At 76.9% G+C, this 24,156-nt stretch carries 17 protein-coding genes; 8 read left to right on the top strand and 9 right to left on the bottom strand.

From position 1 onward, the window contains the following. Nucleotide 1 precedes the first annotated feature (1 nt). The 5 genes from ACYQBY_RS14745 (at nucleotide 2) to ACYQBY_RS14725 (ending at nucleotide 4,152) form a co-directional block, all read left to right on the top strand. A complete protein-coding gene (locus ACYQBY_RS14745) occupies nucleotides 2–733 on the top strand; it encodes an ABC transporter ATP-binding protein (RefSeq protein ID WP_459644634.1) in 732 nt (243 codons plus the stop codon). A gap of 167 nt (nucleotides 734–900) precedes the next feature. Then, complete coding sequence (locus ACYQBY_RS14740; protein WP_459644633.1) at nucleotides 901–1,497, top strand: phosphatase PAP2 family protein; 597 nt, start codon at nucleotides 901–903, stop codon at nucleotides 1,495–1,497. Next, on the top strand, nucleotides 1,494–2,360 hold the full coding sequence (locus ACYQBY_RS14735; RefSeq protein ID WP_459644632.1) for a decaprenyl-phosphate phosphoribosyltransferase: 867 nt from the start codon (nucleotides 1,494–1,496) through the stop codon (nucleotides 2,358–2,360). Before ACYQBY_RS14740 ends, ACYQBY_RS14735 begins: the two co-directional genes overlap by 4 nt. Beyond that, a complete protein-coding gene (locus ACYQBY_RS14730; RefSeq protein WP_459644631.1) occupies nucleotides 2,357–2,821 on the top strand; it encodes a GtrA family protein in 465 nt (154 codons plus the stop codon). Before ACYQBY_RS14735 ends, ACYQBY_RS14730 begins: the two co-directional genes overlap by 4 nt. After that, nucleotides 2,821–4,152 (top strand): glycosyltransferase family 87 protein, encoded by a 1,332-nt coding sequence (locus ACYQBY_RS14725; protein ID WP_459644630.1) that lies wholly within the window; start codon nucleotides 2,821–2,823, stop codon nucleotides 4,150–4,152. Before ACYQBY_RS14730 ends, ACYQBY_RS14725 begins: the two co-directional genes overlap by 1 nt. A 19-nt stretch (nucleotides 4,153–4,171) precedes the next feature. On the opposite strand, the gene ACYQBY_RS14720 is transcribed toward ACYQBY_RS14725, so the two are convergent. The 5 genes from ACYQBY_RS14720 to ACYQBY_RS14700 form a co-directional block, all read right to left on the bottom strand. Continuing rightward, nucleotides 4,172–4,378: a hypothetical protein gene (locus tag ACYQBY_RS14720; RefSeq protein WP_459644629.1), complete on the bottom strand. Its 207-nt coding sequence runs from the start codon at nucleotides 4,376–4,378 to the stop codon at nucleotides 4,172–4,174. Between the two features lie 118 nt (nucleotides 4,379–4,496). Continuing rightward, entirely contained in the window at nucleotides 4,497–4,988 is a 492-nt protein-coding gene (locus ACYQBY_RS14715; RefSeq protein WP_459644628.1) for a hypothetical protein, read from the bottom strand. Nucleotides 4,989–5,262: 274 nt separating this feature from the next. Continuing rightward, a complete protein-coding gene (locus ACYQBY_RS14710) occupies nucleotides 5,263–6,675 on the bottom strand; it encodes a hypothetical protein (protein ID WP_459644627.1) in 1,413 nt (470 codons plus the stop codon). 80 nt (nucleotides 6,676–6,755) lie between these two features. Further along, nucleotides 6,756–7,511, bottom strand: a complete 756-nt coding sequence (locus ACYQBY_RS14705; RefSeq protein ID WP_459644626.1) for a decaprenylphospho-beta-D-erythro-pentofuranosid-2-ulose 2-reductase — start codon at nucleotides 7,509–7,511, stop codon at nucleotides 6,756–6,758. Then, nucleotides 7,508–8,878, bottom strand: a complete 1,371-nt coding sequence (locus ACYQBY_RS14700) for an FAD-binding oxidoreductase (protein WP_459644625.1) — start codon at nucleotides 8,876–8,878, stop codon at nucleotides 7,508–7,510. Before ACYQBY_RS14700 ends, ACYQBY_RS14705 begins: the two co-directional genes overlap by 4 nt. Nucleotides 8,879–9,029: 151 nt before the next feature. On the opposite strand from ACYQBY_RS14700, the gene ACYQBY_RS14695 reads away from it, so the two are divergent. The 3 genes from ACYQBY_RS14695 (at nucleotide 9,030) to ACYQBY_RS14685 (ending at nucleotide 16,322) form a co-directional block, all read left to right on the top strand. After that, on the top strand, nucleotides 9,030–10,883 hold the full coding sequence (locus ACYQBY_RS14695) for a SpoIID/LytB domain-containing protein (protein ID WP_459644624.1): 1,854 nt from the start codon (nucleotides 9,030–9,032) through the stop codon (nucleotides 10,881–10,883). 382 nt (nucleotides 10,884–11,265) lie between these two features. Continuing rightward, entirely contained in the window at nucleotides 11,266–13,251 is a 1,986-nt protein-coding gene (locus ACYQBY_RS14690; RefSeq protein WP_459644623.1) for an arabinofuranosyltransferase, read from the top strand. A gap of 32 nt (nucleotides 13,252–13,283) precedes the next feature. Then, the gene (locus ACYQBY_RS14685; RefSeq protein WP_459644622.1) at nucleotides 13,284–16,322 is read left to right on the top strand and encodes an arabinosyltransferase domain-containing protein; all 3,039 of its coding nucleotides are present in this window, start codon (nucleotides 13,284–13,286) and stop codon (nucleotides 16,320–16,322) included. 124 nt (nucleotides 16,323–16,446) lie between these two features. Here ACYQBY_RS14685 and ACYQBY_RS14680 read toward each other — a convergent pair whose 3' ends face one another. From ACYQBY_RS14680 to ACYQBY_RS14665, 4 genes are all read right to left on the bottom strand, one after another. After that, nucleotides 16,447–18,651, bottom strand: coding sequence for a cell wall-binding repeat-containing protein (locus tag ACYQBY_RS14680; RefSeq protein ID WP_459644621.1), 2,205 nt, complete (start codon nucleotides 18,649–18,651; stop codon nucleotides 16,447–16,449). Nucleotides 18,652–18,839: 188 nt separating this feature from the next. Then, nucleotides 18,840–20,672 carry a family 43 glycosylhydrolase gene (locus tag ACYQBY_RS14675; protein WP_459644620.1) on the bottom strand — a complete coding sequence of 611 codons (1,833 nt, stop codon included), beginning with the start codon at nucleotides 20,670–20,672 and terminating at the stop codon, nucleotides 18,840–18,842. Nucleotides 20,673–20,796: 124 nt separating this feature from the next. Continuing rightward, a complete protein-coding gene (locus tag ACYQBY_RS14670) occupies nucleotides 20,797–21,894 on the bottom strand; it encodes an LGFP repeat-containing protein (RefSeq protein ID WP_459644619.1) in 1,098 nt (365 codons plus the stop codon). Next, complete coding sequence (locus ACYQBY_RS14665) at nucleotides 21,891–23,909, bottom strand: N-acetylmuramoyl-L-alanine amidase (RefSeq protein WP_459644618.1); 2,019 nt, start codon at nucleotides 23,907–23,909, stop codon at nucleotides 21,891–21,893. Before ACYQBY_RS14665 ends, ACYQBY_RS14670 begins: the two co-directional genes overlap by 4 nt. Nucleotides 23,910–24,156 lie beyond the last annotated feature (247 nt).

The raw sequence follows: 24,156 nt of genomic DNA, 5'->3' as shown, positions 1-24,156 counted from the left end.
GATGAGCACCACCACGGCCCGGACCACCATCGCGGTGCAGTCCGTCTCCAAGCGCTTCGTGCTGCGCCACGACCGCAGCCTGAAGAACCTCGCGGTCTCCGCCTTCCGCGGCAAGGACCTCGGCAACTCCTTCCTGGCCCTGGACGACGTCAGCCTCGAGGTGGGCGAGGGCGAGGCGGTGGCGCTGCTCGGCCTCAACGGCTCCGGCAAGTCCACCCTGCTCAAGCTCATCTCCGGTGTCATGAGCCCCGACGCCGGGCAGGTCCTGCTGCGCGGGCGCATCGCCGGTCTCATCGAGGTCGGCGCCGGCTTCCACCCGGACCTCACCGGCCGGGAGAACGTCTACCTCAACGGCGCCATCCTGGGGATGGACGAGGCGACGATCCGGCAGCGCTTCGACCAGATCGTGGCGTTCTCCGAGATCGAGCGCTTCATCGACACCGAGGTGAAGTTCTACTCCTCGGGCATGTTCCTGCGCCTGGCCTTCGCGGTGGCGGTGCACACCGACCCGGAGATCTTCCTCATCGACGAGATCCTCGCGGTCGGTGACGCGCCGTTCCAGCAGAAGTGCCTGGGCCGCATCCGGGAGCTGCGCGACGAGGGCCGCACCCTCGTCATCGTCAGCCACGACCTCGACATGGTCTCCACCCTCTGCTCCCGCGGCGTGGTGCTGGAGCGCGGCAGGCTCGTCGCCGACGAGGACATCACCGCCGCCGTGGCCCGCCTGCGGTGAGCCCCACCGCCGGCCCGAGCGCCGGCTCCGAGGACCAGCCCGACCACCAGCACGACCGCCGGCACGCCGGCACGACGCCTGACCGCCGGCACGCCGGCACGACGCCTGACCGCCGGCACGCCGGCACGACGAGGCCCCGCGACGCGGGGCGGGGGAGGACCGACGACGTGACGACGACCGAGGCGGCGACCGGGCTCACGGGCACGGGGGAGACCCCGGCCGTGGCCGTGCCACCCCAGGAGCCACCCACGGGCGCGGACCTGCGGCTGCTGCTGGCCGTGCAGTCCGGGTTGCGCGGCCCCGCCGTGGTGCGCACCGCGCAGCTGATGAGCCACGCCGGGGAGCACGCCGCGGTGTGGATCGCCGCCGGCGCCCTCGGCGCGCTGGCCGACCGGCCGCGCCGACGGGAGTGGGTGGAGGCCACCGCGGCGGTCGTCGCGGCGCACGGCGCCAGCGTCGTCCTCAAGCGCGTCACCCGCCGGGTGCGCCCCCGGCACGACGACCTCCTCGTCCACGCGGGCACCCCGAGCCGCTGGAGCCTGCCCTCCTCGCACGCCACATCCACCACCGCCGCGGTCGTCGCGTTCGGCCGGCTCGTCGGGACCCGGCGCCTGGCGCCGCTGGCCCCGGCGATGGCGCTGTCCCGCCTCGTCGTCGGCGTGCACTACCCCACGGACGTCGCGGCGGGCAGCGCGCTCGGCGCCGCGGTCGCCGCCGCCGCACCCCGCGTGCTGCGCGCGCTGCCCCTCGGGCGGCGCCGGTGAGCACCGCCGCCCTCGTCAAGGCCGGCCGGCCCCGCCAGTGGGTCAAGAACGTCCTGGTCGTCGCGCCCCTGCTGCCCGCCGGCTGGTCCCAGCTCGACGGGAACGCCTTCGCCGGGGTGGGGGTGGCCTTCGGGGTGTTCTGCCTCGTCGCCAGCGCCATCTACATGATCAACGACGTGCGGGACGTCGAGTCCGACCGCGCGCACCCCAAGAAGCGGTTCCGGCCCATCGCCTCCGGCGCGGTGTCCCCGCGCACCGCGTCCGTCACCGCCGTGGTGCTGCTCGTCGTCGCCCTCTCCCTGTCGGCCTGGTGGTCCACGGACCTCCTGATCGTCATGGGCGCCTACACGGCCATCCAGCTCGCCTACTGCTTCGGCCTCAAGCACGAGCCCGTCCTGGAGCTGGCGTGCGTGGCGTCCGGGTTCCTGCTGCGGGCGCTGGCCGGGGGCGTCGCCGCGGGCATCCACCTCTCGCCCTGGTTCCTCATGACCACCGCGTTCGGCTCGCTGTTCATGGCCGCCGGCAAGCGGTACGCCGAGGCGCGCCAGGGCGAGCTCACCGGCCGCAAGGTCCGGCGCGTGGTGGAGCGCTACACCCCCACCTACCTGCGCTTCGTGTGGACCCTGTCCGCCACCGTCGTCGTCAGCGCGTACTCGCTGTGGGCGTTCACCGTCCTGACCAACGGCAGCGCCCGCTGGGCCGTCGTCTCCATCGTGCCGTTCGTCCTGGCGATCATGAGGTACGCCGTGGACGTGGACAAGGGGGAGGCGGAGGAGCCGGAGGAGATCGCCCTGCACGACCGGGTCCTGCTCGTCCTGGCCCTGACGTGGGTCGCGGTCCTGCTCGTGGCGGTGTACCTGTGACCACCTCCGCCTCCGACGGGCCGGCGGGCCGGCTCCCCATCCTGCGAGGTCTCATGCGCGACGAGCGCTTCGGGGAGGTGTTCCGCTTCCTCATGACCGGCGGGATCGCCTACGCCGTCGACGTCATCCTGTTCAACGTGCTGCTGCTCACCGGCACCGACTACATCGTCGCCCGGGTCGTGGCCGCGGTCGTCGCCATCGGCGTCGCCTTCGTCGGCAGCCGGTACTACACGTGGGCGCACCGGCGCAGCGCCCACCCGGGCCGCGAGTACGCGATGTTCTTCCTGCTGTCCGCGATCGCCGCCGGCATCCAGCTGCTGTGCCTGTGGATCTCGCACGACCTGCTGGGCTTCACCAGCGTGCTCGCCGACAACATCTCCAGCAACATCATCGGCATGGCCCTCGCGATGGTCTTCCGCTTCGTCACCTTCCGCTCCCTGGTCTTCCCCGACCGCGGCTGATGCCGGCCCGGCTCCTGCGGCGCTGGGCGGGACGGCTGCGCAGGTTGCCGCCCGCCCTGGTGCTGCCCGTCGCCCTGGCGGTGGCGTGGTGCGCGGTCGTCGTCCTCACGCACCTGACGGCGCAGTGGTGGCAGCCCGGGTACGACATCGCGATCTACCGCCGCGGGGGGCAGGACCTGCTCGCCGGGCGCGACATCTACCTCGCCGCGACCGAGCAGGGCCACTACTTCGTGTACCCGCCGCTCGCCGCCGTCCTGATGGCGCCGCTGCTGGTGTTCCCGCCGGGCGTGGCGCTGCTGGTGTGGGACGCGGTGCTGGTGTTCGCGGTCGTCGTGGGCACCGGCTGGCTGCTGCGGCTGGCCACCCCCGCCTTCCGCGCGGCGCCGCTGGCGTTCGGCCTGGGCACCGCGGCCGTCCTCGTGAGCGACCCCTTCCGCGAGTCGATCGTGCTGGGACAGATCAGCCCGCTGGTCGTCCTCGGGCTCGTCGGCGGCTGCACCCTCGGGGGGCGGCCCGGGGCGGTCCTCGCCGCCCTCGCCGCGTCCGTGAAGGTCACCCCCGCCCTCGCGCTGACCGCGCTGGCCAACCCCGGGGCGCGGCGCCGGTTCGCCGTGCCCCTGGGCGTCGCGGGGCTCCTGCTCACCCTCGCCGGGGCGCTGGCCGCGCCGGCGTCGTGGCGGCACTACTTCACCGACCTGCTGTGGAACTCCGCACGCGTGGCGGAGCCGGACACCCCGTCGAACAACTCCCTCGCCGGCGCCCTCGCCCACGCCGGCGTGCCCGGGGACGTGGCCCTGCCGCTGGCCGGGGCGCTGGCCGTGCCGCTGGTGCTGCTCGTGGTGGCCGCCGTCCGGCGCAGCGACTGGTCCTCGCCCGTGCAGCGGATGCACTTCGGCCTGCTCGTCAGCCTCGTCACGGTCCTCGTCTCGCCCATCGCGTGGAGCCACCACGCCCTCGCCGCCCCGCTGGCGGCGGTGGTCCTGGCGCTGGACCGGCCCCGGCGGGTGCCGCTGCTGCCGGTGCTGCTCGTGGGCCTGCTGCCGTGGCTGCTGCCGGTGCTGGAGTTCGCGGCGGACATGCGCGGCGGCTGGCGGGTGCTCACCGCGCCGCTGGCGCTGACCCGGCCGGTGTCGCTGCTGCTGCTGGTCGCGCTGCTGCTGCCGTGGCGGGCGGGCAGGAACCCGGCGCGGGTGGACCTGCGCCTCGTGGACCTGGTGCGCCCGCGGCAGCGCACCGGGGCCGGGGAGGCGCCGGGCCCGGGGCGGCAGCGCGACGGCGGGCCGGTGGACCGCGATCCGGGCCAGCCGGACCGCCGCAGCGGCGTCGGCTGACGGGCCCGCCCGCGCCAGGTCAGGGGCGGGCGGCGGTGCGCGGCCAGGACGCGGGCAGCCGGTCCCCGTCGTGCGGGGCCGCGGTGGACCGGGACGCCGGGACCTCCGGGGGCAGCACGGAGGCGACACCGGCCGCCGCGCCCACGAGCAGTGCGATCCCGAGGAGCAGGGCGGGCAGGCCGAGGTCCTCCCGCCTCCCGGCGGGAAGGGGCTGCAGAGCGGACACGGGACCTCCCCGGGAGCGGCGGACGCTGGTGACCTCCCATCGGCAGCCGCGGCCCGCTCCACGACCGGTGCGGGTCCCGCGGGCGCCGGAACCACCCGCCCGGCCCAGCACGGACCGCTCAGCCCTCCCCGGGGGTGGTGGGCTCCTCGACCACGGGCGACGGGCGCTCGCGCAGGTAGGCGAAGTTCGGGTGGACATACGCGCGCGGCCGCGGCGGGGCATCTTCCCCGGCCGGTGGCGTCGCGGGAGCCGGGCCGGTGCCGGCCGCGGTCCGCTCCCGGGGCCCCGCCGCCCACACCTGCCGCAGCCACCACCGCAGCGCCCACAGCAGGGGCAGGCCGAAGGACACGGTGATCGTGGTGAACGGCCCGACGGGGCTCGCCAGCCCGGGCAGCATCCACACCGACACCACGAGCGCGGGCGGCACGCTGAGCAGGATCTTGCCGCGCCAGCCGAAGGTCGTGACGGTCGGGCGGGTGCGGCTCGTGCGGTGCAGGTCCGTCCAGGCGATGCTGCCGCTCACGTCGCGCGGGTCCCGCACGTGCGGGGAGGCGGTACCGGCCGCTCCCGGCGCCGTGCCCTCCGGCGAGCCGGGTGCTGACAGGTCCACACCCCCGCATCGGCACGCTCCGCCCGCGCCCTGAGCCGCGGCACGGCCCCACCCGCCCCGTCCCGCCCGCTCGTCCCCATCGCGCCCGCTCCATCGCGCCCGCTCCATTCCGCCCATCTCCGGGTTTCGGCGGGTGAGGGGTGGTGCTGGTGCGCGCAAACCCGGAGATGGGCGGGGTGAGGGGTGGTGCTGGTGCGCGGAAACCCGGAGATGGGCGGGGTGCGGGTGGTGCTGGTGCGCGGAAACCCGGAGATGGGCGGGGTGGGGGCGGCGCTCAGCGCGCCACGAACAGCCGCACCGTCCAGTCCCGCAGCTCCACCTGCTCCACCTGCCGGTAGCGGCGCGCCAGCAGTTCCAGCTTGCGCACGTCCCCCGGCTCGGCGGTGATCATCTCCCCGGGGCGGCCGACCACCCACACCCGCCGCGTCCCGCGCAGCGCGGCCTCGACCCCGGCCGGCCCGTGCTCGACGCCCACGAGGGTCGCGGACTCCACCGGCCCGGCCGCCAGCGCCACGTCCCGCACGTTCCGCAGCGCCCCCGGGTACACCTGCGCCAGCACCCGGTACCGGTACTCCCCGTTCGGCACGAACAGCACCGCATCGCCCGGCCGGGAGCGCTCCGCCAGCAGCCGCGCCGCGCCCCGCATGTCCTCCACGTGCCCGAGCGGGCCCCGCAGGCGCTGCTGCGCGGGCAGCCCCGCCACCACGAGCGCCACCACGAGCGCCGCCGCCGGCAGGCGTCGCGCCAGCACGTGCCCACCCACGGCCAGCGCCGCCGCCCCCGCCAGCAGCAGGCAGAGCCCCGGCAGCGCCGGCACCAGGTAGCGCGTCGTCCAGAACGGCCGGACCTGCGACAGGCCCCACAGCAGCGGCAGCGGCAGCAGGCCCCAGGTCGCGCCCAGCAGCGCCAGGCGCCGGTGCCGCCCCAGCGCCAGGACCACCACCGCGGCGACCACCACGAGCACCGCCGCGAGGGGGGAGCCCGCCGTGACCACCAGGTGCCCGGTCAGGTCCCGGGCCCCCGGCGGGCGCAGGAACGCCACCTGCCCGCTCTGCCGCTGCGCCGCGAGCACCAGGGGAACGGCCGGTACCGCACCGGCCGCCGCGGCGACCAGCGCGCGGCGCCACTGCCCGCGCGGGCCGGTGAGCACCCACGCGGCGTGGCCCAGGACGACGAGCCCCGCCACGGTGTTCAGTGCCACGACCGCCGGCAGGGACAGCGCGTACAGCACCCACCAGCGCCGGCCGCCCGGGGGCCGCCCGGGGGCGGTGGGTGGGACGGGCCGCCCGGGGGCGGTGGGTGCGGGCGCGGCGGTGGTGGCGCGCAGCAGCGCGTACGTCGAGCAGGCCGCCAGGAGCGCCGCGAGCGCGTACGGCCGGGCCTCCTGCGCGAAACGGGTCACCAGCGGCAGCGCCAGCCAGCAGCCCACCGCCGCCGCGCCCACCGCGCGGTCGGCGGCCCGCCGGGCGGTGCCGTAGAGCACCGGGCCCGTCAGCGCGGCGGCCACCACGGACACCCAGCGGGCGTCGGGAACGGTGACGTTCGCGCCGAACAGGGCGTGCACGAGGAGGTAGAAGGGGGCGTGGACGAGGTCCACCGCCCGCACCAGCGCGAGGATGTCCGCGACGTCGCGGGAGGCGACGGCCACGGTGACGGCCTCGTCCCGCCAGGGGCTCGGGCGCGCCACGCCCCGGCCGAAGACGACGAGGCCGGCGAGCGCCGCGAGGACCCCCGCCAGGAGGTCCGCGCGGCGCCGCGGCGCGCGGGTCAGAGGGGCAGGCGCCGGAACACCGGGGCCGGGACGTGCCGCAGGCCCGACATCACCCAGCGCATGGGGGCCGGGGCCCACACCGTCTCCCTGCCCCGCCGCACCGCGTCGGCGGCGACCTCGGCGACCTGCTCCGGCGTCACCGCCAGCGGGGCCTCCTTCAGCCCCTCGGTCATCTTCGACTTCACGAACCCGGGGCGGACCACGACGACGCGCACCCCGTGGGGGCGCAGCGCCTCCCGCAGCCCGGTGTAGAACGCGTCGAACCCGGCCTTGGTGGAGCCGTAGACGAAGTTCGAGCGGCGGGCCCGCTCACCGGCCACCGAGGACAGGGCCACGATCGTGCCGTGCCCCTGCTTCTGCAGCCGCTCCGCCAGGCGCACGCCGAGCGCCACGGGCGCGGTGTAGTTCACCGTCGCCACCCGCACGGCGGCCTCGGGGTCCTGCCACAGCTGCTCCGCGTCGCCGAGCTGGCCGAACGCCACGACGGTCACGTCGACGTCGCCCTCGGCGAAGGCCTCCTCCACCACCCGGGCGTGGCCGGGCAGGTCCTCGGCGTCGAAGTCGACGGTGCGCACGGTGTGCCCGGCGCCCGCGAGGCGCTGCACGGCGGCGTCGCGGCGCCCGCCCGGCCGCGCCGCCAGCGTCACCCGCAGGGTGCGGCCGTCGGCGAGGGCCTCCGCGGTGGCCAGGCCGATGTCGGAGGTCCCGCCGAGCAGCAGGACGGACTGCGGGTTGCCCAGGGCGTCGATCACAGCTCGAGTCTCCTCGCCAGGTCGGACGTGAACACGTGGGTGGGGTCGACCCGGTCGCGCACGGCGCGCCACTCGTCGATCCGCGGGTACATCAGGCGCAGCCGCTCGGGCGTGACGCGGGAGTCCTTGGCCAGGTAGACGCGGCCGCCGGCCTCCACGACGAGGTCGTCGAGGCGGTCCAGCAGCCGGGACAGCTCCTGCCGGTCCGCGGCGACGGGGATGTCCAGCGCCAGGGTCCAGCCGGGGGAGGGGAAGGACAGCGGGCCGGGGTTGCCCGGACCGAAGCGCTTGAGCACCGCCAGGAACGAGGCCTGCCCGGCGGCGGCGAGCGCGTCGATGCACTGGCGCATCGTCTCCTCCGCGCCGAAGGGCACCACGAACTGCCACTGCAGGAACCCGCGCGGGCCGTAGATGCGGTTCCACTCGTGGACGCCGTCGAGGGGGTGGAAGAAGGGGTGGATGCCCTGGACCTCCCCGCGCCGCTCCCTGGGGGCCTTGCGGAACCACATCTCGTTGAACGCCGCGACCGTGGCCCGGTTGAGCAGACCCGAGGGGAACACCGGCGGCGCCGTGAACAGCGACCTCGGCGCGAACGTCAGCGGGTCGCGCCGCAGCTTCGCCGGCAGGTCGTCCCGCTTGGCGAACCAGCCGCGGGTGAGGACCGAGCGGCCCATGCGGGCGCCGCGGGTAAGACAGTCGATCCACGCCACGGAGTACGTGTAGAGGTGGTCCGTCGCGGTGAGGCGGTCCATCAGGTCGTCGAGGCTCTCGGCGCGCTCGGTGTCCACGAGGCAGTACGCGCTCTCCACCGGCTGCATCCGCACCGTGGCGCGCAGGATGACGCCCGTCAGGCCCATGCCGCCCGCGGTGGCCCAGAACAGCTCCGGGTCGTCCTCCGGTGTCACCGTCCGCACCGAGCCGTCGGCCAGCAGCAGGTCCATGCTGGAGACGTGCTGGGTGAAGGTGCCCGCGACGTGGTGGTTCTTGCCGTGGATGTCCGCCGCGATGGCCCCGCCGACGGTCACCTGCCGGGTGCCGGGGGTCACCGGCACGAACAGGCCCAGGGGCAGCAGCTGCCGCATCATGGTGTCCAGCGACACCCCGGCCTCCACGACCACCGTGGCGCCGGGCACGTCCACCGACAGGATGCGGTCCATGCGCGTGGCGTCGAGGACCGTGCCACCGCTGTTCTGCGCCGCGTCGCCGTAGCTGCGGGCCAGGCCGCGCGCCAGCACGCCGCGCCCCGCCGCCGCCTCCTTCACGGCCGCGACGGCCACGTCCTCGCCCGTGGTCTCGACGAGGCTGGCGACGGTCGGTGCCGTGCCTCCCCATCCGGTGAGCGACTGCCCCTTCGTGGAGCTCTGCACGAGTCCGCCGTCCCCTCCCGGGCCGCGGAACACGCCGCCGCCCGCACCTGACTGTTCCCGCTGCAGCGGCCGACCCTAGCAACCGCCCCGGACCCCGCCCGCCGATCCGCGGCTGCCTTGACCTACTGTCACAAGCGTTTCACAATCCGATGTGACCATCCGTCGCGCCACCGTCGCCGCGCTCGTCCCCGCCGCCGTCTGCGCGCTCGTGCTCCTGCCCGCGCCCGCCGCCTCCGCGGCCGAGGTGTGGCCGGCCCCGGCGTCGGGTTCGTGGACCGTGACCGGCCGCGGGTGGGGCCACGGTGCGGGCATGTCGCAGTGGGGGGCGCACTCCCGGGCGCTGGCCGGGCAGGACCACCGCCGGATCCTGGCCGACTACTACCCCGGCACGACGGTGGGCACCCGCCCCAACCGCCCCCTGCGGGTGCAGCTGTCGCGCCTGGCCGGGCCCGAGGTGTGGGTGGAGAGCCCCTCGTCGTCCCCGCTGACCATCTCGGTGTCCGCCACCTCCGCCCGCGCCCTGCCGCCCGGTCAGCGGCTGCGGATCACGTTCGAGAACGGCGCGCTCGTCGGCGCCGCCTTCGACGGGGCGGCCGAGCAGTGGCGGGAGACCTGGACCGCCCCGCCGAGGGTGAGCACCCCCGAGGGCGTCTGGGTCACCCGCGCCGACCGCTCCGGCAACCGCTACCGCGGCACCCTCACCTTCCCGGTGATGAGCCCCGTCACCGCCGTCAACGACACGTGGCTGGAGGACTACCTGCTCGGGGTCGTGCCGCGGGAGTCGCCCGCCTCCTTCGCCCAGCAGGCGCTGCGGGCGCAGGCCGTCGCCGCCCGCAGCTACGCCCTCTCCACGCTGCGGCCGCAGGCGAACTGGGACATCTGCGACACCGACGCCTGCCAGGTCTTCGAGGGCAGCGCCGCCCGCGACGCCGCGGGGAACGTCACCCCCAAGGAGGCGCCCACCACCACCGAGGCCGTGCGCGCCACCGACGGGGAGATCCGCGAGCACGAGGGCGCCCCCGCCTTCACCCAGTTCTCCTCCAGCAACGGCGGCTGGTCGATCAACGGCAGCCGGCCCTACCTGCGGGCGAACGAGGACTTCTGGTCCTCCCCGGAGGGCCGCGCCCCGGGTGACCCGGTCGCCTCCTGGACGGCGTCGCTGCCGGTGTCCACCGTGGCCCGCTCCTGCCCCTCGGGCGGGCAGCCGCAGTCCCTGGAGATCACCCGCCGCGACGGGCGCGGGCAGTGGGGCGGGCGCATCGCCGAGCTGAGGGTGCGCTGCACCACCGGCACCGCCACCCTCACCTCCTCCTCCGCCACCCGGATGGGGCTGCGCTCGAACTGGTGGGTGCCGCTGCCCGGCGGGATGGCGGCGATCACCGAGCGCTGGCGGGCCCTCGGCGGCGACACCGGCGTCCTGGGCCGGCCCGTCGGCCCGCACTTCGCCCTGCCGACCGTGGAGGGCACCTACCAGGTGTTCGAGCGCGGCTCGGTGTACTGGTCCCCGGCCAGCGGCGCCCGCTCGGTGCGCGGCGCGATCCGCGACAGGTGGGGGGCCCTGGGCTGGGAGACGTCGGCGCTGCGCTTCCCCGTGACCGACGAGTTCGCCGTGCGCGGCGGGGCCGGGCAGCACTTCCAGGGCGGCTCGGTGTACTGGTCGCCGGCGACGGGTGCCCACGAGGTGCGCGGCGCGATCCGCGACGCCTGGGCGCGCCTGGGCTGGGAGACCGGCCCGCTCGGCTTCCCCGTCACCGACGAGGTGCGGCTGGGCGGCGGCGCCTTCACCCACTTCCGGGGCGGCTCGGTGTACTGGTCGCCGGCGACGGGTGCGCACGAGGTGCGCGGCGCGATCCGCGACGCCTGGGCGCGGCAGGGCTGGGAGACCGGGCGGCTGGGGTACCCGACCTCCGACGAGTACGCCGTGCCCGGTGGGCGGCGCAGCGACTTCGCGGGCGGCTGGATCGTGTGGACCCCCGCGGGCGGGGCGGTCGTCACGTACCTCTGACGCGGCGGGTCCGGGGTCCCGTCCGCCGGGCGGGGACGTCCTGCCGCTCCCAGGGCGGGGACGTCGTGCCGTGACACGCCCGCGCGCCGGGCGCACGACGTCCCCGCCCACCGGCGCGCACGCCCCGGGTGGGGACGTCCTGCCGCGACACGCCCGCGCGCCGCGCGCGGAACGTCCCCGCCCACCGGCGCGCACGTCCCGGGTGGGGACGTCCTGGCGCGACACGCCCGCGTGCCGGGCGCGGAACGTCCCCGCGACGGTCCGCGGCCACCCGCGCCCAGCGCGCCCCGCCCGGGCAGGCGCCCCGCTGGCCTACCCTCGACGACGGCCGGGGGCGCGCAGCGCGCCGCACCGGCCGACGGCCGAGGCGATGGGGAGGACCGTGACCGGCGCACGATCGGTGGAGGCGCCCGCCGGCGCCCCCGACGGGGCACAGCAGCACCAGCCCGGGCGCACCCGCACCGGCGGGCGGGCCGCGACCGGCGGCGGGCGCCTGGCGGTCGAGGTGCCCGCGGTCGTCGTCGCCGCGGTGGCCGTCAGCGCGGCCGTGCAGGCCGCGGTGTCCCGCCTGCCCGTGCTCCACCCGTCGAACGTGCCCACGGCGCTGACCGTCCTGGCGGCCCTGGCCGTCACGGGCGTGGTCCTCGCCGCGTGCGCCGCCCGGGACCTGCCGCGCTGGGTCCTGCCCCTCGGGCTCGTCGCCCTGCCCGCGCTGGCCACGCTCGTCCTGGCCCTGCCCCTGCACGGCACCCCCTGGTACCTCGGCGGCAACACCGAGGACCAGACGTTCCGCGCCCAGTACGTCGGCCGGTACGCCGACGACCCCGCGCTGGCGGACATGAACTACGCCGACACCGCGCCGTTCTACCCCGCGGGGTGGTTCTGGATCGCCGGGCGCTCCGCCGCGCTCACGGGCACCCCCGCCTGGGAGGCGTTCAAGCCCGTCGCGATCGCCACCGTCGCCGTGGTGCCCGCAGTCGTGGCGCTGGTGTGGGCGCGGCTGGCCGGGCCCCGCCGCGGCCTGCTCGTCGGGCTCGTCACCACCGCCGCCGCCGTGCACGAGGCCGGTGCCGGCCCGTTCGCGGGAGAGGCGTACTCCTGGTGCCTGGCGGCGCTCGTGCCCGCGGTCGCGGTCGCGGCCGTGCGCGCGTTCGAGCCCGCCCGGGTGGCGGGCCGCTGGCGCGCCGCCCTCGGCATCGGCGTCTTCCTCGGCCTGGCGGCCATGACGTACACCCTCTACGCGGGGTTCGCCGCGCTCGTCGTCGCCGCCGCCTGCGCCCTGGGCGTGGTGCGGGGCCGGCGCTCCGGCGAGGGCGTGGGCGCGGCGCTGCGCACGCGGGTGCCCGCCCTGGTGCTGGCGGCCGTGGTCTCCGCCGCGCTCGCCGCGACCGTGTGGGCGCCGTTCGTGCTGGCCCGCCTGTCCGGTGCGGGCGGGCAGGCCGCGGCGCAGCGGTTCCTGCCGCGGGCCAGTGCGGTGCTGCCCACGCCGATGCTGGAGGCCTCCGCGTGGGGCGCGCTGCTCCTGGCGGGTGTGGTGTGGATGGTGCTGCGCGCCCGCACCGACACCGCCGCCCGGGGCCTGCTGCTGCTCACCGCCCTCCTCTACGCCTGGTACCCGCTGTCCACCCTCGCCCTGGCGGCGGGCACGTCGCTGCTGGCGTTCCGCCTGGAGGCGGTGCTCGTGGCGACCCTCGCGGCCGCGGGCTGCCTGGCCGCGGCGGACGCCTGGCGCACCCTGCGCGGGCTGCGGGCGGAGCAGGTCGTGCGCGTGCGGCGGCCCCTGGCGGTGCTCGGCGCCCTCGCGGTGGCCGCCGCGGTCGTCGGCACCCTGCAGCAGGCACCCGTCGCGGCGGCCCGCGGCCTGGAGCACGCCTGGAACGACTACACCGCCGACGGGCGCACCCCCGCGGGCGTGCGCGACGAGAACGCCGCCGGCGCCTGGACCCCCCAGGTCCTCGCCGCGGTCGACGACCTGACCGACCGCCCCGCCCGCGACCTCGTCGTGCTGTCCTCCCTCTACGAGCTCACGACGTTCGCGCCGTGGCGCGGCTACCAGCAGATGACCGCGCACTACGCCAACCCGCTCGCGGACTTCGACGCCCGCCGCGAGGAGATCCGCTCCTGGGCGCAGGCCACGTCGCCCGGCGACCTCCTGGAGCGGCTGGACTCCGGCCCGTTCCGCGCGCCCGACGTGTTCGTCCTGTTCCGCGGCGCCGAGGACCTGGAGATCGGCGTGACCCACGACCTGTTCCCGCGGGAGCCGAACGTGGGCTGGGAGACCGTCCGGTTCGACCCGGCGCTGTTCGGCCCGGAGCACTTCACCACGCGTGAGGTCGGGCCGTTCACCGTGGTCGCGCGCACGCGCTGACGGCCTCCCGCGCCCCGGTAGGTTCCCTCCCCGTGCTCCGAGCCCGCGCCGCCCGCCTGCTGCCCGCCGCCGGGCTGCTCCCGCTCCTCCTCGCGGCCCTGGCGTGCCTGCTGTCGGTCTCGCTGCCGCTGGCGCCGGTGACGGTGCAGACCCCCGAGGTGCGCTGGCCGCAGGCCGGGCAGGCGCCCTCGTCCACGGTGGCGCTGTTCATGCCGTACCGGCCGCTGGACCTCACCGCGGAGGTGCCGTGCGCGGCGCTGCGCGCCCTGGCCGCGCGGCCGGGGGAGGAGGCGGCGACCGCGCTCGGCACGGCCCTGCCCGGTGAGCCGCGCGGCGTCCAGCGGGCGCTGGCGGTGACCGTCACCGGAGGCGGCGCCGGGGAGGTCCGGGTGCGCTCCTCCGCCGGGGAGCTGCCGGACCTGGCCGTCGTGCCCGCCGCCGACCCCCGCCTGGCCGGGGAGTGCACCCTGCGGGTGGTGGCCGACCAGGCCGGCACCCGCGCGGAGCTGGTGCGGGACGGGCGCGCCGAGGTCCTCGGGGCCGCGCCGGGCCGGCCCGTGCCGGAGGTCACCGCCTTCGTCAGCGACGCCCCGCCGGAGTCCTTCCCCGCGGTCGTCGCGCACCCCGACGCGCGGTTCGAGAGCACCCCCACGGCGCTGAAGAGCGCGCTGCTGGCGGCCCACGGCCTGCTCGTCGCCGGCTGTCTGCTGCTGCTCGTGCGGGCGGCGCCGCGCGGTCCGGCCCCGGAGCGCACCGCCCGCCCGGCCTCCGCGCGCACCGCCCGCCCGGCCTCCCCGCGCGGCCGGCGCACGGCCGCCGCGGTGGCGGACGTGGCGGTCGTCGGCGGCCTCGCCGGCTGGGCCGTGGCCGGGCCCCTGCAGACGGACGACTTCTACTACTCCCTGCAGGCCCGCACGATCGACCAGGCCGGCTACGTCGGCAACGTCGTGCGCTACTTCAACGTCCCCGAGATCCCCTTCACCCTCTGGCAGCACGTGCTGTCCGCGTTCGCCGCGTTCTCCGCCGCGCCGGTCGTGCTGCGGCTGCCCGCGCTGCTCGCGGGCCTCGGGACGTGGCTGCTGCTGAGCCGCGTCGTGCTGCCCCGCCTGGTGCAGGACCCGCCGGCGTGGGTGCGGCCGCTCGCCGCGCTGGCCCTGCTCGCCTGGTACCTGCCCTTCGCGGTGGGCGGGCGGCCCGAGGCGCTCGTGGTGCTGGCCACCACCGCCGCGCTCGCCCTGGTGCTGGAGGCGATCGCCCGCCGCCGCCTCGTGCTGCTCGGCCTGGCGGCGCTGGTGGCGGGTGCCTCCGTCGCGATCACCGCCTCCGGGGCGCTGGCCGCGGTGATCGCCCTGGTGCTGGCGCCGCGCTGGTGGCCGCTGCTGCGGGAGAGCCGGTACGGGGTGGTGGCGTCGGCGGCGCTGCTCACCGCGTGCGCCTCCGTCGCGGCCCCCGCCGTGTTCGCCGACGCCACCCTCGCCGCGGCCCTGACGGCGCTGCGGGTGCACGACGAGGTCGGCCCGAACCTGTCGTGGTGGATGGAGCCGCTGCGGTACTGGTACCTCACGCAGGGGCCGGACCCGAACCAGCGCCTGTTCTCCCGCCAGCTCGTCGTGCTCGTCACCCTCGCCGTGGTCGTCGGCGTCAGCACCGCCCTGCTGCGCTCCCGGGTGCCCGCCCCGGCCCGGCGCACGTCGTGGGTGGTGCCCGCCGCGGTGGCCCTGGCCGGGTACGCGGTGCTGGCGCTGGCGCCCACGAAGTGGTCCCACCACTTCGGGGCGGTGGCGGGGGTGGGCACCCTCGCGCTGGTCGCCGGGTGCGTGGCGCTGGTGCGGCGCCGGCCGAACCGGTGGGCGTGCCTGGGGCTGGCGGCGGCGGTGGCGGCGGTCGCGGGCCTCGCGCTGCACGGGCCGGACGCGCAGGTGGAGCTGTCCGCCTACGGCACGGTGCCGGAGCTGCCGGGCGTGCTGGGGCTGCCGCCGCTGTGGCTGGCCCTCGGCGCGGTGGCCGCCGGCGGGGTGGCGCTGCGGCGCCGGCGCCGGGCCGCGGAGGGCGGGCCGGACGCGTGGCCGGAGCTGGTGGTGCTCACCACGGCGGGGGTGCTCACCGCGTCGCTGGTGCTGCAGGTGCTGAGCGTCGCGCGCGCCACGTACGTCCTGCGCGACACCTGGTCGGCAGCGGGCTCCTCCCTGGCGGCGCTGCGCGGCGACGGGTGCGGGTTCGCGGACTCGGCGGTCGCCCTGACCGGCGCGCGGGCGCTGCCGGAGGTGCCGGGCGCCGCGCAGGGGGCACCGGAACGCCCGCAGGCCCCCGGCGACGACCCCGGCGGCCTCCCGGCCGGGACCCGCGCGTGGGTGCCGGACCCGGCGGGCACGCAGGGCGCCTGGCACGAGCTGGGGCCGCGCAGCGCCTCCGACGCGCTCGTCGTGGCGGTCCGCGAGCCGGTCGCCCCCGTCGTGGTGGACCTGGCCGACGCCGCGGGGGGATCGCTGGGCCTGCTGGTCGTGACGGTCCCGCCCGGCGAGGGCTGGCGGGTGGTGCGCCTCACCACCCTGGACCGGCTGGAGCCGGAGGTGGCCCGGGTGCGGGTCAACGTCTCGGCCGGATCCCCGGCCGGGTCGCCCGACCAGCCGGCGGCGGGCGCCGTGACCGACCCGTGGGTGGCCACCGGCGAGAGGCTCAGCTCGGTGCTGCCCCGGGAGCAGGCCGTGCTCGTGGACTGGCCCATCGGTTTCGACCTGCCCTGCGCCCGGCCGCCCCTCGTGGCCGGCGGCATGGTCGAGCCCGTCGAGTGGGTGGTGCAGAGCGCCACGTTCGAGCACACCCCGATGCTCACGATGATCGACGGCGGCGGCTCGTACGCGACGCTGCCGACGGTGGCGACCCTGACCCCGTACCGCGGGTTCCTGCCCGGTGCGCCGTACCGGGAGTGGGGCAACCTGCTGCGCGTGCGGTACCAGCTGCCGCGGGAGCGCTACGACGTCGTCGAGGGGGAGCGGACGGTGCCGGGCTGGCGCTGGTGGGACGGCGCCGGGCCGGGGCCGAGCCCGCAGGAGTTCCTGCCCATCACGTAGCCCCCGCATCCCCCGCGGCGGGGACGTCCCGCTCGCGACACGCGGGCGTGTCGCGACAGGACGTCCCCGCCGGGCCGCGCAGCGTCTCGCCGGGGCGCGGCGCCCGGCGGGGGAGGTGCCGGCCTCAGCAGGGCTGCCACGCCGCGGCGCGCTCGCTCACCACGTCCGGGCCGCCGAGCAGCAGCAGCGGCGCGCCGGGCGCCACCTCCCGCGCGGCGGCCGCCGTCGCCACGGGCGTGCAGCCGGGCTTCGTCAGCAGCAGCGGCCCCCCGGTGAGCGCCGCGAACGGCACCCCGGCGAGGGCGTCGGGGAAGTCGGTGCCCGTCGCGAGGAACACCGCCTCCGGCGCGTCGGTCGCGAACGCCCGGGCGGTCAGCGCCGACGTTTCGTACCGGTCGCGCCCCGCCAGGCGCACCACCGGCTCCACCACCAGCTCCTGCAGCTGCGCCTCCACGGCGGGCGAGACGACCGTCTCCCCGCCGACGACGACGATCACGGCGGGCTGGGTCGCGACCAGGGCGTCGAGGGTCTCGGCGGGCAGCCGGTCCCGCCCGGTCAGCACCAGCAGGGCCCCGCTCGCCGCGGCCGCGGCACCGGCGGACAGCGCGTCGGGGAAGTCCGTCCCCGCGGCGACGAAGGCCACGACCGGTGAGGGCTTCACCGCCTGGGCCAGGGCCCCCGCGGTGGCGTAGCGGTTGGGCCCGGCGATGCGGCGGACGGGGGCGACGCGGGCCAGTTCCGCCGCCGCGCGCTCGCCGACCGCGGAGGTGCCCCCGGCGATGACGACCTGCTGCGGTCTGAGCCGGCGCAGCTCCTCGGCCACGACCACGGGCACCGTGTCGCCGTTGACGAGCAGCACGGGCGCGTCGACCTCGGCCGCGAACGGCCCCGCGGCGAGGGCGTCGGCGTACCCGCGCCCCGAGGCGACGACCACGGTGCGGGCGCCGTCCGGGTGGGAGGCGCGGGAGACGGCGACGGCCGTGGCGTAGCGGTCCGGGCCCTCCAACCGCTCGACGAACCGCACGTCGGGTCCGGGCCGCACGAGGAGGTCGGTCGCGTTCCAGGCGATCGACCCGTGCCGGTGCGGGAGGTCCCCGCAGGCGGCGGAGAAGGTCGCGGACAGCCGCTGCAGGCTCCCGTCGGCGGCGAAGGCCGCCTGGTGCACGGTGAACCCGCCGGTGCGGGCCTCGCAGCGGAACCCGCCCTCCGTGAGGGTCAGCCGGGGCAGTTCGGCGGGCACGTCGGCGCCGGTGGTCGTGGCGTAGTGCCGGCCGGCTTCGAGGGCGTCGCCCGCGCCGGGGTCGAGGGTCACCGTCCACGTCGGGGTGTCCGGCGGCGTCGCGGACACCGTGATCCCACGCGCGGTGCCGCGTGCGGACAGCGTCGGCTCACCGGGACCGACGCGCAGGTCGGTCACGCCGCGCCAGGGCAGCTCGGGGTCGTCCTGCACGAGCAGCCCGGAGTACCCCTCGAGCCCGGTGCCGCGCAGGGCGACTCGGCGAACGCCACCGGGGGCGGGGACCACGAGGTCGGCCGTGCGGGCGCCCGCGGCGGTGGGCAGGTGCTCGACCTCGACCTCGCAGGTGCCGCCCGGGGTGAGGCCGCGCCCGACGCAGCCGTCCGCGATCACGGTGAAGTCGTCGCCGGCCGGGCCCTCGACGTGGCTGGGGCCGGGCGTCCACGAGGTGGTGCCGGTGTTCCGCAGGTACACCGTCGCGGACGGGACGACGACGCGGGCGTCGGGCACCGGCCACGACACCGCGCGGGGCGCCAGCAACGCATCCCCCCCGGGGTAGCCGACGCGGACCTCTCCGAACGCGTGCTCCGCGTCCAGGCCCACGCCGCAGTGCTGCTCCACCAGCGCCCACAACCGCTCGACCCGGCCGAGGCCGTCGCGGGCGATGTCGAGGACCTCGAAGCGACCGGTGGACCTGCCGCACCCGTTGCCGGTGTGCGACATGTCGATGACCGGCTGGTGGGGCCCGGCCCACTGGGGGGTGGTCGCCCCCTCGTAGCCGCCCCGCTCGAGGCGCCCGCCCTCGGCGGCGGCCAGGAGGACCTGAAAGTGGTAGCCGACCTGGACGTGGACGCTCCGCGGCCCGCTCGTCATCGTGATGGGTGCGTCCGCCTCGGTGTACAGCCTGGCGCGTGGCCCGACCAGACCGTCCCGCTCCGTGCCGCTCAGGGCGAGGGTGCCGGTCACGGGGACCGGGGCGGTGGGGTCCATCGCGGTCGCGGTCGCGGTCGCGGCCGCCGGGGCCGTGGCGGCCGTGCCGCCGGCGAGCAGGGTCAGTGCGGTCAGCAGTGCGGGCAGGCGCAGGCGCGCCATGGTGCTCTCCAGGAGGTGTGGTGCAGCGGCGGGCCGACGTGCGCGCCCGCGCCCGCGACGCGGGCCTGGAGCAGGGTAAGCAGCGCCGCCACGCCGCGTGACCGGTTCCCGGGAACTCCCCCCGAACGCCCGCAGGCCCCGCGCTCGGGGAGCGCGGGGCCTGCGGGTGCGGTGCGGCAGCCAGCGGCTCACCAGTACCGGACGACCGCACCCGTGGCGGGCGTCCAGGTGATCTCCCCGCGCTGGAAGAAGCTGCGCCGGCCGCCGGGGACGTCGTGCTCCTCCGACGTCGGGAAGCCGAGCCGGCCGCCCTCCCAGCCCTGCCGGGCCCAGGCGTCGCGGATCGCGCCGCGCACGCTGTGCGCGCCGGTCGCCGCGGACCAGTACACCGAGCCGCCCTGGAAGTGGTTGAACGCGCCGCCGCGGACGCCGGTCTCGTCGGTCACCGGGAACCCGAGCCAGCCGCCCTCCCAGCCCTGGTTGGCCCAGCGCTCGCGGATGGCGCCCCGCACGGAGCGCGCACCGGTCGCCGCGGACCAGTACACCGAGCCGCCCTCGAAGTGGTTGTACGCACCGCGCGGCAGCATCGCCTCGTCCGTCACGGGGAAGCCGAGGTAGCCGTTCTCCCAGCCGAGGGCCGCCCAGCGGTCCTTGATGGCGCCCTTGAGGACGTGGCTGCCCGTGGCGGGCGACCAGTAGAGGGAGCCGCGCTGGAAGTGCTGGTAGGCGCCGAACCTGGCCGGTGTGCGCAGCTCCGCGGAGGTCGCCGCGCCGAGGAAACCGCCGGCCCCGCCCAGGGCGAGCCACTTGGCGCGGATCTCCGAGCCGGTGGCGGCGCCCTCCACGCGCAGGGTGCGGTCGGGGTTCTGCACGAGGGTCGCGATGCCCATGCGGCGCGGGTGGGGCTGGGCGCCGCCGAGGTTCTCCCCGAGCCAGAAGGAGGCGTACGCCAGGCGCAGGCGGCCGTTGGCGTCGACGAAACCGGAGGACCCGCCGGGGCCCTGCACGGTGCCGGAGCTGCTCAGCAGCGGGAACGTGGAGGGCCGGCGGCACGGGCCGACCGGTCCGTCGCAGATGGCGTAGCCGCTGCCGTAGTTGCTGTGGCCCTGGGAGTCCAGCGGCTCGGACAGGTTGCCCGAGTAGAACAGGTACCAGGTGCCCTTGTGGTTCACCATCGAGGGGTTCTCGATGCGGTTGCCCTCCCACGGCGAGCGCGGGTCGGTCTCCAGCACCTTGACCCACGGCGCGCCGGGCAGCGGGAAGCCGTTGCCGCCGAGCTCGACGACCTGCAGGGAGGATGGGTGCGAGCCGACCTTGCCGGAGGCGCTCCACACCAGGTAGTTCCGCCCGGTGGCGGGGTCGCGGTAGGGGAAGGGGTCGATGGAGCCGCCCGGGTCCACGGCCAGCGGGGCGCACTGGATGGGCCCGGCGCCGGAGATGTCGCGGAAGGGGCCCAGCGGCGAGGGGGCCGAGGCCACGGTCAGGCAGAACCGGCCGGGGGCGACGCGGACGGGGGAGTACGCGTACCAGGTGCTGCCGATGTTGAACACGCCCGGCGCCCAGTAGTCGCGGTTGACCCACGGGCCCTGCTGGTGGTGCACGCCCCAGGAGGCGAACCGCACGAGGCCGTCGTTGGTGTCGTACTTGGCCCAGTCGCCCATGGGGGCGGCCTTGATCTCGGCGGGGATCTTCGGGTCGGCGGCGACGCTGTAGCCGCCGCGGCCGGGCGGGCCGTCGTTGGAGTAGCGGTCGCGGACCCGCCAGGTCACGGTGTCGGTGCTCGTCAGGACGGGCAGGACGCGCCCGCCCACGGGGGAGGCGTAGGCGTAGTAGGTGCCGCCGACGCGCACGACCGTGGGGTCGCCGAAGTCGCCGTTCCACACGCTGCCCGGGGCGAACCAGGCGGGCAGCGGGGGCGGCGTGGCCGCGGTGGCGGGCGTTGCCGCGACCAGGCCGGTCAGGACGGCGCCGGTGGCGGTGACCGCCGCGGCGGTGCGACGGACGAGGGAGGACAGGCGCACGAGCTCTCCTGCTGATCCGGGTGGTCACCCTGGGCCGTCCGGGTGACGCGATGCCTCAGTGTCGGCAGGATCGCACGGGAACTTGAGCCCTCCACCACCACAGGGCCCGGAGGTGACGCACCTCTCAGCGCGGGACGGTCACGACCTGCCCGTCCGCCCAGGTGAAGACGAGGGAGCCGCCCTCGAAGTGCGAGCGCCGCCCGCCGGGGACCTCGTGCTCGGAGGAGGTGGGGAAGCCCAGCGGACCCGTCTCCCAGCCCTGCCGCGCCCACGCGTCGCGGATCGCCCCGCGCACCGCGTGCGCACCGGTGGTGGGCGACCAGTAGATCGAGCCCGCCTGGAAGTGGTTGTAGCGGCCGAAGCGGCGCGGGGTGGGCAGCTCTCCCGTCGTCGGCATCCCGAGGGCCGCGGCGTGGTCACCGCTGAAGTAGCACCCCGCGATGGCCCCACGGACCTCGTGGGCCAGCGTGGCGCGCGAGTGCAGGATGGAGCCACCCCGGAAGTCCTGGCGCAGCCCGCCGCGGAAGGAGCGCTCGGCGCTCACGGGCAGGCCGAGGTGGGAGCGCTCGGCGCCCAGGCGCACCCAGTGCCCGGCCACGGGCGAGGCCGCGCCCGTCCACCACGACGTCTCGGCGCGCCCGCCGCGGCGGGTGAGGGAGATGTGGATGTGGTCGGTGTGCGGGTTGGAGCCGGTGTAGGGCTGCCAGCCGGCGTCGGCGCGGTAGGACTTCCAGACCCGGTGGTTCCAGATGACGTACATGACGCCGAGGCGGCGGGCCACCGCGGCAGGCCGGCCGGCCGCGTCCGGGGCGAGCAGCCACGCCAGGAACGTCTCGGCCAGCACGAGCTGCACCGGGTCGGCGACGTCCAGCGCCCAGTCCAGCGCGCGGCCCTCGTGGTGCTCGCTGGTGGGGACGCCGTTGACGGGGCAGGCGCGGGCGGTGCCGATCGTCTGGCGGCCGTAGGTGGCCGTGATGAGCCTGGCCAGCGCCTGGGTGCCGGGCTGCACCGGGCCGCACGCGACCGGGCCCTCGTGGTGGCCGAGGTCGTCGAGGGCGCCGGGCAGGTGCCCGGGCAGGGCGGGCAGCCGCACGGGCAGCGGGACCGCGGCGGCCGCGGCGGTGCGCGGGGCGACGAGGCCGGCCGCGGCGGACAGGGCGCCCGCGAGCAGCAGGGAGCGCCGCGCCGGCAGGCTGGCCGGCGCGGTGTGCACCGCGCTCACCGGGAGAGGACCTTCGTGACGGTGCCGGTGGCCGCGTTCCAGGTGAGGGAGCCGCCCTGGAAGTCGCTGCGCCGGCCCACGGGCACGTCGTACTCGTCGGAGGTGGGGTAGCCGAGGCGGCCGTTCTCCCAGCCCTGTGCGGCCCACGCGTCGCGGATGGCGCCGCGCACGGACCTGGCCCCGGTGCGGGGCGACCAGTAGATCGAGCCGCCCTGGAAGTGGTTGAAGGCGCCGCCGGGCAGGGAGATCTCGCCGGTGGTGGGGTAGCCGAGGGGGGAGCGCTCCCAGCCCAGGGCGGCCCACCGGTCGCGGATGACGCCGCGGACGACCTGGGCGCCGGTGCGGGGCGACCAGTAGATCGAGCCGCCCTGGAAGTGGCTGTAGAAGCCGCCGGCCGCGGGGCCCTCGTCGCGCGTGGGGTAGCCGAGGTAGGAGCTCTCCCAGCCCAGGGAGGCCCAGCGGTCGCGGATGGCGCCCTTGACGATGTGCGCGCCGGTCGCCGCGGACCAGTAGATCGAGCCGTTCTGGTAGTGCTGGTAGGCCCCGCCCCGCAGGGCGGTCTCCGGGCCGCTGGCCCCGCCGAGGGGGCCGGAGCGCCCGCCGAGGGCGGCGTACCGGGCGGCGATCGCGGAGACCGGCGCGCCGCGCAGGAGCTGGTTCACGCGGTCGCGGATCCACGGCATCTTCGTGAAGCCCACGTTGCCGGGGCACGCGGTGAAGCCGACGTCGCGGTGCGCCATGACGATGGGCATGCTGACGACGGTGCCGGCCTTGTAGCGGGCGGTGCCGCCGCCGGCGGACATCAGCTGCACGCTGGCGCCGGGCTGCACGTTGTACAGGGACAGCTTCCAGGCGGTGACCTGCGCGACGGACTCCAGCATCGCGGCGGAGGGGGAGACGGAGGAGAAGTCGCCCATCATCGACACGCCGAAGGTGTCGGTGTTGAAACCACCGGCGTGGGCGCCCATGACGGCGCGGGTGATGCCGCCGGAGCGGCCCTCCCAGATGCCGCCGAAGCGGTCGACGACGAAGTTGTAGCCGAGGTCGCTCCAGCCGAGGCTCACCGTGTGGTAGCGGTACATGCCGCGGATGACGGCGGGCACCTCGGACTGGCTGTAGGAGCCGGGGTCGGCCGTGTGGTGGATGACGGCGGCCTTGATGGTGTCGGAGTAGCCGGTGCCGCCGTGGCGCAGGCTCTCGTCGGCGCCCCAGGAGGCGCGCGAGCCGATGCGCGGGCGGGCCAGGGCCTTGGGGACGATCTCCTCGCCGGCCGGGGTCTCCGCGGCGGGCGGGGTCTGCCCGGCGGGCGGCTCGGCGCCGGTGCCGGGGTCGACGGGCACGACAGGCGTCCCCTCGTCGCCCTCCTCCAGGCCTGCGGCGAGGAAGGAGGTGGCGCGGGTGTCGGCCGCGTCGGAGCGCATGAGCCGCACGGCGCGCGCGTCGCCCGCGGCGGCACCGGGGTCGACGACGTGCAGGCTGGCGGTGGCGACGTCGGCGGCGGCGAGGCGGACCTGCACGCGGGAGCCGCGGGGGAGGTTCCCGACCCACACCGGGTCGGTGGCCACGACGGCGTGCCGGGCCTCCGCGGTGGAGGCGTCGGGCTCGCTGTCCAGGACGGGGAGCGTGGTCCAGGAACCCCAGGTGCCGGCGGTACCGGTGCGCACGGCGACCTCGGTGGCGGCGGTGCCGGCGGGGAACGTCACGCCGAGCATGCGGCCGGAGTCGACCGGCACGGTGACGGTCACGGTCCCGTCGACCGCGGCGGCGAGGCGCTGGGTGCCGCCGGAGCGGGCGGCCTCGGCCAGGGGGAAGGCCTGGGTGGTGCCGCTGCTGGTGGCCAGGCCGGCGCCGAGGGCCGGGGTGGCCGCGCGCGCGACGGTGGCGGAGAGCAGGGAGAGGGCGCCGAGGGAGCCGCCGGTGGCGAGCGCCAGGCGGCGAGTGACCCCTCGGGGTGCCGTGCGGGACTCCTGCCCCGCGTCCGCTACCCGGCGGGAGTCCTTCGGTGTCCAGCGCATGCCAAGCCTCGCTCTTCGTCCGACTGCTCCGACTCAGGGCCACCCACACGGGTGCACCCTCGTCCCTGCATCGGCGCCTCTGGCCGCGTCCTTGAGCGAGGCACCGCATCCGCACGTCCCGCACGAGATCAGCCCGGTGTGCTCCCGGCCCCGCCGGGACCACAACCCTGGCTCAAAGTAGTCACCTCATAACCACAAGTGACGTGCGCCACGCCGGTGGACGGGGTGCTCGCCTCCGTGCGATCAC

This window comes from Kineococcus anabasis, assembly GCF_054590795.1.
The sequence above is the reverse complement of the archived record's forward strand: the minus strand, read 5'-3'. Positions and strand labels throughout refer to the sequence as shown.